At 39.7% G+C, this 8,735-nt stretch carries 6 protein-coding genes; 3 read left to right on the top strand and 3 right to left on the bottom strand.

Annotated elements, in window-relative coordinates; translation table 11 throughout:
- Window positions 1-394: 394 nt before the first annotated feature.
- Window positions 395-2,380 (top strand): M23 family metallopeptidase, encoded by a 1,986-nt coding sequence (locus ACFIJJ_RS05650; protein ID WP_375646292.1) that lies wholly within the window; start codon window positions 395-397, stop codon window positions 2,378-2,380.
- A gap of 904 nt (window positions 2,381-3,284) precedes the next feature.
- Here the strand turns inward: ACFIJJ_RS05650 and ACFIJJ_RS05645 are convergent.
- The 3 genes from ACFIJJ_RS05645 to ACFIJJ_RS05635 all read right to left on the bottom strand — a co-directional run bounded on the left by ACFIJJ_RS05645 (window position 3,285) and on the right by ACFIJJ_RS05635 (window position 5,698).
- Window positions 3,285-4,709, bottom strand: coding sequence for a sensor histidine kinase (locus ACFIJJ_RS05645; RefSeq protein ID WP_375622688.1), 1,425 nt, complete (start codon window positions 4,707-4,709; stop codon window positions 3,285-3,287).
- 224 nt (window positions 4,710-4,933) lie between these two features.
- Entirely contained in the window at window positions 4,934-5,488 is a 555-nt protein-coding gene (locus tag ACFIJJ_RS05640) for an RNA polymerase sigma factor (protein WP_375622690.1), read from the bottom strand.
- Window positions 5,489-5,494: 6 nt separating this feature from the next.
- On the bottom strand, window positions 5,495-5,698 hold the full coding sequence (locus ACFIJJ_RS05635) for a NepR family anti-sigma factor (protein ID WP_375622692.1): 204 nt from the start codon (window positions 5,696-5,698) through the stop codon (window positions 5,495-5,497).
- A gap of 169 nt (window positions 5,699-5,867) precedes the next feature.
- On the opposite strand from ACFIJJ_RS05635, the gene ACFIJJ_RS05630 reads away from it, so the two are divergent.
- Together ACFIJJ_RS05630 and ACFIJJ_RS05625 are read left to right on the top strand one after the other, a co-directional pair.
- Window positions 5,868-6,662 (top strand): response regulator, encoded by a 795-nt coding sequence (locus ACFIJJ_RS05630; protein WP_375622694.1) that lies wholly within the window; start codon window positions 5,868-5,870, stop codon window positions 6,660-6,662.
- A 22-nt stretch (window positions 6,663-6,684) separates the two neighbouring features.
- Window positions 6,685-7,698, top strand: a complete 1,014-nt coding sequence (locus ACFIJJ_RS05625; protein ID WP_375622696.1) for an HWE histidine kinase domain-containing protein — start codon at window positions 6,685-6,687, stop codon at window positions 7,696-7,698.
- Window positions 7,699-8,735 lie beyond the last annotated feature (1,037 nt).

Here is an 8,735-nt window from a genome sequence, read left to right as displayed (position 1 = left end):
TTTTTAAATAAAATGCCCCAAACATTACCAATAAAATTGTAACAAAAAATCCTATTTCAAGATTTTATTGGAAAAATCTGCCTTCATAAAAATAAAACATGAAAACAGCAAGGAGTTCAAAGAGAGCATGGCGCCTTTAAAGTAAAATATAGCACCCCATTACAATGCATAAAAATAGGAAGTTGCCTAGGAATGAGTTAATCACAATAACGCTTGTTTTATGCTACTTTAATTAAGGAAAATTTTCTGCGCAGATACGATTTATAAAGACATTGCTGTATAAAAAGAATCGCATGATCTGTAATTTGTAAAAAGAATCAAATTCCTGTAGAAGCATGCTAAGCTATCTATCTAGCTTTCTTTATTTAATATTGAAAAGTACTCTTATAAATCTATGTGGGATAACGAACAACAAAAAAACGATCCTGGACAAGACCCTGCTCTTGTCATTAAGCGCTTGCGGCCTGCTCGCCGACAAGTCTCTGCTCGTTGGCTTACGGGAACCATTTTGACAGGAATCACTTCCTGCATTCTTATGGGGATTGCACTTTTTACGGCTCTTGATGAACAACAGCGATTGGTAACCCCTCCACAATGGTTTACACAAGAAAACCTATCAGAATCACAAGATCCTGAGGCCAATGGCTATAAAGGTGATCGTATTTCTCCCACCCATGCACGGCAAAGCTTTGACAGAAAACGTCAATTTGAATTATCGATTCTACAAAAAAAAGGTGATGAAAAGGTCATTCAAACACAACATTTTGAATGGATTCGTATGGCTTTAGCCGAAAAGCGCCCCCAGAAATATAGCTATCCCAAATTTGATTCTTTAAGCATTCTTGCTAATGATTCGACAAATCAAAGCGCTAAACTACAAGATTCTGGACAGATTTATGGAGCAAAGGTCGAAACAAAAATCACCTTACGCAGCTATGATTTTAAGATAGATCAATTGGATTTTGATGACAGCGATACATTGACAGATGAAGAAGCACAACAAGAAGTACAAAAAGCTGGGTTTACTTTAGAAAAGAGCTCCGAACTTCTTTCAGTTCTCACATTGATTGATCCTTTAAAATTAGAAGATGTATCCTCCCCTTCCCAAGGCACAGAATCCCCTGAAGTTCGAATCGTCCAAGAAAATGTAACCGTTTCTCCTCAAAGTCACCGTATCGATCTGACGAAAAACTATGTTGAAGATATTATTCCTATTCGTAAAAAACAAACGATAGCCGATGCTTTCAAAAAAACCAGTTATACAAAAGAGCAAATTGAACAGGTTGTAAAAACACTAGAAAAAATGAGCCTTTCCGATACCCTTAAAGAGGGAAGTCTTTTACGCATTGGTATCGTGACACAAGCTGGCGAAAAAGATCATCTCGTCCGTGCAAGCATTTATCAAGGGATGCATCATGTTCTCACCATTGCTCTGAATGATAAAGGTCAATTTATTGAAAGCACAGAGCCTAAAATGTCTAAAGCACTTAAAACGGCTTTTCAAAATGGTATTCCGCATTCTTATATCAATAGCGCGCAATTACCAACAGCTTATGATGCACTCTATAGTGCTTTGCTCAGTCATAATATATCACAATCTCTCTCTCATCGTCTTATTCGTCTGCTTGCCACCAACATTGATATGAAAAGCCAGATAACCCCCAATGATCAGATTGAAATATTTTATGCCATACCACAAAGCGATAAAGAAACCCAAAACGGCAAAAAGAACTTGAAAGCCAAAGAACCCTCCAAGAACGCTGATCCAGAAATTCGTTATATTAGTGCAACTTTTGGCAACACAACTTATAAATATTACCGTTATCAATTAAAAGATGGAAGCGTTGATTATTATGATTCTGAAGGGAAGAGTTCAAAGCCTTTCTTGCTGCGCAAACCCACACCAAATGGCATTTTTGGCTCCCCCTTTGGTCCACGCAAACATCCTATTTTAGGCTATATTCGCATGCATACGGGTGTCGATTGGATTGCTCCTAAAGGATCGCCCATTATTGCTGTAGGAGATGGTATTGTCACAAGAGTAGGCGTAACAGGCGGCTATGGAAACCATACGGAAATTCAACATGCCAATGGATATGTCAGCAGTTATTCACACCAAAGCCGTTATGCACCAGACATCAAACCAGGCGTGAAAGTACGACAAGGACAAATTATTGGGTATGTTGGATCAACAGGAATGGCAACTGGTCCTCATTGTCATTTTGAAATCATTGTCAATGGCGTCAAGGTTGATCCCATGCGCATCCGTATACCAGATAGCAAAGCCTTAACCAATCAAGATCTACAAACATTCCTACAAGAAAAAAACAATATTGATTCTTTGATCAACAGCCCGATAGCACCCTCCGAAGAGACTTAAAGCATAAAAGCATCTGCATTTTTATGACTTCAAACATCTCAAAAATATGCTTGAGCGCTTAACTTTTCTCAAAGAGATTTCCACACTTTAATATCTGTAAAGGATACGCCGAAAGATGCACCACCCAAAGCAGCATAATAAGGATTAAAAATAAAACACCCTCCCTTTTTCAGGTTTACGCACAACAGAAAAGTGCAAAATATGGAACCCCAAAAGGCTAACGCTTTTTGTTTATTTTATCAAAACGATAAAAATCCCTTTGTTTTCCATGCCATAAAATCTCAAATCAAAGGTGAGTTTTTCTAAAGAACGAAGATTCTAAAACCCATATCATTCTATAAACAACCCGACTTCTTGTTGCACAGATTCCACTGGTTGAGCACTGATGCTGTTTAAAGCCCTGAAGGAGGGAGGGCATGAGTTTTTTACAAGCACGTTTTACCTTAAAAATATTTCTCCCACACGCTTACAAAAACACCCTATATTTAAAATTTTAACAGCCCTTACAAAAAATAACAAAACTTGAAAAAACAATTTTTTGCAAAGCAATAGAGCTTACGAATATAAGTATTATTGGCTCAAAGAAGTTCTTATTCAAAATAAATTTAAAAGCTAACTTAAGCACTTCAAAGCTCTCAGACAAGGAGAATTTTGAAAGCCGATCATTGGAATCAACAAAGCAAAAAAACAACAAGAGAGAAAATCAAACATTACACCAAAAGATAAAGAAGCAAAGGTGCTTCTCTTGAAGACAATCGATAATTTAAATATTAAAGAGTGATGTGTTCGCGCTATGAAGCCGTATTTTATCCTCCTTCTTGTGAAAAAGTGTCCTCTCCATACATTCACGATGAATGAAAAGCAGCTTACCATTGGCAAAGAGAAAATTGACCATTTTAAAAAATCAGTCAGAGATTTTTTTTGAACTACTCGTGCTAAGTTTTGGCAAAGGAATGACAATTTTTGTGCCTCCTAAAGCCGAAGTTTCAAACAGAGGTTTTTCACCAAATTGCATACAAAGCTGTTCCACAACTACACGACCAAGTCCTGTCTTTTGTTTTAAAGTTTGGCTCTTCATCCCCACGCCATCATCTTCTACAATAAGCATCAATTGTCCATCGTTCTGGGGACCAAAGGAAATATAAATATGGCCCGACCGTTGATCAGGAAAGGCATGTTTTAAGGAATTGGTTAGCAACTCGCCAAGGATAATTCCAAGTGTTGTTGCATCTCTTGAAGACAGACGACACTCTTTAAAGTTGGTGTGAATGGTAATGTTTTCACGCAATTCAAAAGGGACCGCCAATTCGACATCATGCACAACAGAACTGAGAAACTCTGCCAATAGTGTCGTTTCCATATCATCACTTAAACGCAAACGACGATGAGCTGTAGAAATTGTCTGAATACGATCACGTGCAGCCCCTAGAACAGTACGGACTTCTTCATTTTTACTCCGACTTAACTGAAGCCCCAGCAAAGAAGACACCGTCCCAAGAGAATTGCCAATGCGATGGCTTGCATCCTGCAACAATATTTCAACCCGTTGGCGTTCTTTTTCGGCGTGATTGCGTGCTTTTTCTAATTCTTGTGTTCGTTCTTTCACGCGGGCTTCCAGAGCGATATTTTCGCTATGAAGCAGCAATTGATACAATTTTAAAGAACGTACATCACGATGAAAACGATTAATCACAAAATAGGCAGAAATAAAGGTACTCACAACGGAAACAATAGCCGCCAATGTCAAAGCCGCCCGCATCAATGCGATACCCTCGCGCTGTTTTTGGCGCACCACATCATCCCCATTAATAAAACTTGTCATCAATTGCGCTAAGCGTGCCACGGGAATTTTGGAGACATCTAAAGAGACGGAAGGTTGAGAAGATGGCTCAGGAACTGTATCAAGAGCATGCATATGGGCATTCATAAAAGCTTGTCTTGCTTCGACTTCCTTTTTAAAAGCCCTAAACCACTCATCCCACTGCGGATGCGCATAAACAATAAGTGCGATATAGTCGAGAATATCTCCCAACTCCCGCTCTGCATTTTCAAAACGTATTTTATCTTCCGCCTTGCGCGTTTTTGCATAGCTGCGATCAGCAACAGCCATATCAATCAGGCTAATAAGGACCAAATCAGCCTGTTCGCGCAATTCTGAACTTGTATTCAACTGTGCGACTTCTCGATCAACGGCATTTGAAAGCAACATAATAAAAACCGATGCCAAAAGAGCCATCACAAGAGAAACAACAATCGCCCCCCACCGCCAGCGTGATATCGTTGCATGAGAAGAAGGCATTTGAGGCAGCAAATTTGTCTTTGTTGTCATAGAATTTCCAGTGGCGAACTTGAAAGTCGTCATTTTTCAGCACAAAGGAAGGCAACCTTATGGAACATAAAACCCAAAGCCCGTGAGAAAATTTTATACGGGCTTTTCTTGTGTTCTTAAGGATACACGCCAAACTTCTGAATTTCCTCAGATACTGACTTTACTGTAATAGCTATAACGGGAATAAAAAAAACAAGGCTATCCATCATAATTATTATGCTTTTTTAGCCGTTAAATGAACACAATGTACTTCCAGCGGAATAAGAATCAGGACCATAATCAGACTCACCATCCACCTCAAGAAGTTCTTGTAATCGATTACGCGCCCTGCTCACACGGCTTTTAATGGTTCCAACAGCACAACCACAAATAGCCGCAGCATCTTCATAAGAAAATCCCGATGCACCAATGAGAATAATGGCTTCTCTTTGATCAGCAGAAAGCAGATTTAAGGCTTTTTTAAAATCTTGCAAATCAAGCGATCCATATTGCGCAGGATGCACAGCAACATTTTGGGTAAACACGCCATCGGTATCTTGCACTTCCCTTCCCTTTTTGCGCATTTGACTATAAAACTCATTGCGCAAAATGGTAAAAAGCCAAGCTTTAAGATTAGTTCCCATCTCAAAACTGTCTTGCTTAGCCCATGCCTTCATAACAGTATCTTGAACCAAATCTTCGGCTTTATCATGTTTGCCACTTAAAGAAACAGCAAAAGCGCGTAAAGCAGGCAACACAGAAAGGAGTTCTTGTTTAAAGTTTTTTGTGCACTTTGACATAAAGGATCAAACCTTTTCCACATTGTTTAAGTCAAATTGCTCTGCGCGCTCTAATCTTTCTAAAAGCTCGAGCAAACACCGTGGCAGTGCTTCTTCCTGAATTTCCATGTAAAACTGGCGTAATTTCCGTGCTATTTCACTATTGACCCCGAGCAGATCATCTCCAACTGTAAATTGCCTAGTGAGATTTTTTTCATCACGGTCGTTCATTTTTCATCCCCCTAATCCATATAATATTGGTAGCACCGCGAAGAATTTTTTCGCCTTATGGTTGTAAATATGGCTGTCAGTAAAAAGTTCCATACAAATCAAGGAACTTTTTTATCAGTTGAGGGTTTCAACCAACAAAATGCTTGCAAGGTCAAAGGAGTTATAAATTATGTCATTATCAACACGCATTGCACCGCATCTTCCCTATCTCCGGCGTTTTGCCCGCTCTGTCACTGGTAGCCAATCCTCTGGCGATGCTTATGTATCAGCGATGTTGGAAGCACTCATTGCCGACATCTCCATTTTTCCCAAAGCTTCCACTGACCGAATTGGTACCTATTGGCTTTTTTGCCATCTTTTTGACCAAACCACACCGAACATCCCAGAACCCCTGCCTCAATTTGGTCTTGAACAAAAAACCAGTGCCAAATTATCCTATCTCACGCCCCGTGCACGCCAAGCATTTTTGCTCATTGCCGTTGAAGGATTTCATGAACAAGAAGCTAGCGAAATCATGAATCTGGATACGAAAGAATTTCGCAAGCTTCTCAACCAAGCATCTTTTGACATTTCTCAACAAATTGCCACTGAAGTGATGATTATTGAAGATGAGCCTCTTATTGCGCTTGATATTGAACAAATGGTAGAAAGCTTAGGTCACCATGTTGTAGGAATAGCGCGCACGCGTGATGAAGCTGTCATCATGTATCATAAGAAAAAGCCACGTTTAATTTTGGCTGATATTCAATTAGCCGATAACAGTTCAGGCATTGATGCGGTCAACGAGATTTTGAAAAATGATCGTATACCGGTGATTTTCATCACGGCTTTTCCCGAAAGGCTTCTCACAGGCGAACGTCCAGAACCGACTTTTTTAGTGACCAAACCTTTTAACCCTGATATGGTAAAAGCGCTTATTTCCCAAGCTTTATTTTTTCAAGAGAATGCTTCTAAAGCGGCTTAGAACAGAGTAACATCTTAAAATTATGATCGTTACGCCTCTTTCAAAGCCTCCCATGGACAGATCTCATATAAGCGCGCTCATGCAAGCGATTCGTGGTGCTGATATTTGTGTTCTCTATCAGGCAACAAATTTGGTTTATTTATGGGCTGAAAACTTGCCACACCATTTGCACAATAAATGGCGGGTTGGGTGTCGTGACAGCGACTTTTTTTCGCTTGACCTTGCAGACAATATGGAAACCATCAAACTGCAAGTTTTAGCCAGTGGCAAAATGCAAACCGTCGAAGCACGTTTTGAAGATACGAATAAACAAGAGATTTGGTACAAATTTTCTGTTGACTGCCACCGCAATGATAACGGAGACATTATCGGTATTATCACCACTGGTGTTAATATTTCGGGCTTACGCCGCCGTGAACAAGTGCTTAAAATTCTCCTTCGAGAAGTAAGCCACCGTTCTAAAAATCTTTTAGCGATCATTCAAAGTATTGCCAGCCAAACGGCACGCTATACTGAATCTCTTCAGGTTTTCTTACGCAAATTTCAAGGTCGTCTTCATTCTCTTTCTCATTCTCAAGATCTGATCACCGATTCCGATTGGCGTGGTGCTCAATTTCGCGAATTGGTCCAAACGCAAGCTTTAGGCTATTTAATGAAAGAAACAGAACGTTTTTCACTTGAAGGTGTCGATCCTTATCTTTTTCCCAATGCCGCTTTGCATATTGGTTTGGCTTTTCATGAACTGATTGTCAATTCTCTTTCTTTTGGAGCCCTTTCGCAAGAAAAGGGCAGTGTCTGTATACGCTGTGAAATTGAAACAAAACTGAATGGCAAAACGCACCTTATCATCACATGGAATGAAAATTTTGAATCCGGTGTCCCTTTCACAAACAATAAAAAAGCCTGTTTTGGCAGTGCCGTTCTTGAAAAAATTGTTCCCATTTCCGTCAATGGTTCGGCTTCGTTCACATTGACAGAAGAAGGCATTGTCTATAGCCTTTCTGTTCCTGATACTTATTTTGATATTTTGTCTTAAAAGTGCCTTTCCAACAATCAATAAGGGAAGTTTCCATTCTCCAAAAAAGTTCTAATCTATTTTATTAAGCACCAAGAGTTTGTCCAACCTCTTTAAACCCACCTCTATAGTCCCCAAACTTTAAGATGAGAACTTAACGCCAGCAGCATAAAACCCATTCCCTTTCCTGTTCATCAACCTTTATCGCTCGCTACATATTTTAAAACAGACATTAAAACGACTAAGAGCAAGCAGTTTTAGCTTTTATAGACCAGATCAAAGTGCGCATACTACACATATCTTTTAGCGTACTTTCCATAATGGGTACATAATTTCATTTGAGAATGATATGAAATTTCAAGGGTAAAAACCAACATCCGGCAACACTTTTCCGCTTTACGAGCTTAAAGCCTGCCGACAATATCTTTTAAATCGTGGAAATGGCATATTTTATGCTTTTATTTAACGTGTTCTTTAATGGGGTTATCCTTTTACTCCCAATAGAACATCCTACAACAGAATACACTTGTACCCCTCATCACGCTTTTTTAAAATATTTTCCAGCGCGTTCAAGCGCATTTCAAAACAGCCTCTGTAAGCGTATAAGCCATCAAGCACGCCTCTCTTTACTTCATGCCTCTCTTTACTTCACGCCCCTCTTTACCTCATCCCTCTCTTCACTTCATGCCCCTCTTTACTTCATGCCCCTCTTTACTTCATGCCCCTCTTTACTTCACGCCCCTCTTTACTTCACGCCCCTCTTTACCTCACGCCCCTCTTTACCTCATGCCCCTCTTTACTTCACGCCCCTCTTTACCTCATGCCTCTCTTCACTTCATGCCTCTCTTCACTTCATGCCCCTCTTTACTTCATCAAAGTACCAGCTGCGCGTTATCATACTATTTTTCTCATGTTACAACAGCTTTTGACATTTGAGAGAATTCATAAAAGGCATATAGTCTTTTCTTCAAATATTTTCGCCCACTCTCTCCCTTTTATGATGTGCAAACCAATGATTTTGCTTGCTTCAATATAGGATATCCTTGCCTTGGGAACTG

The sequence above is a fragment of the Bartonella sp. TT29SHDZB genome (assembly GCF_042193395.1).
In the GTDB taxonomy this organism is placed as follows: Bacteria; Pseudomonadota; Alphaproteobacteria; order Rhizobiales; family Rhizobiaceae; genus Bartonella.
This window is presented reverse-complemented; position numbering and strand designations above follow the sequence as displayed.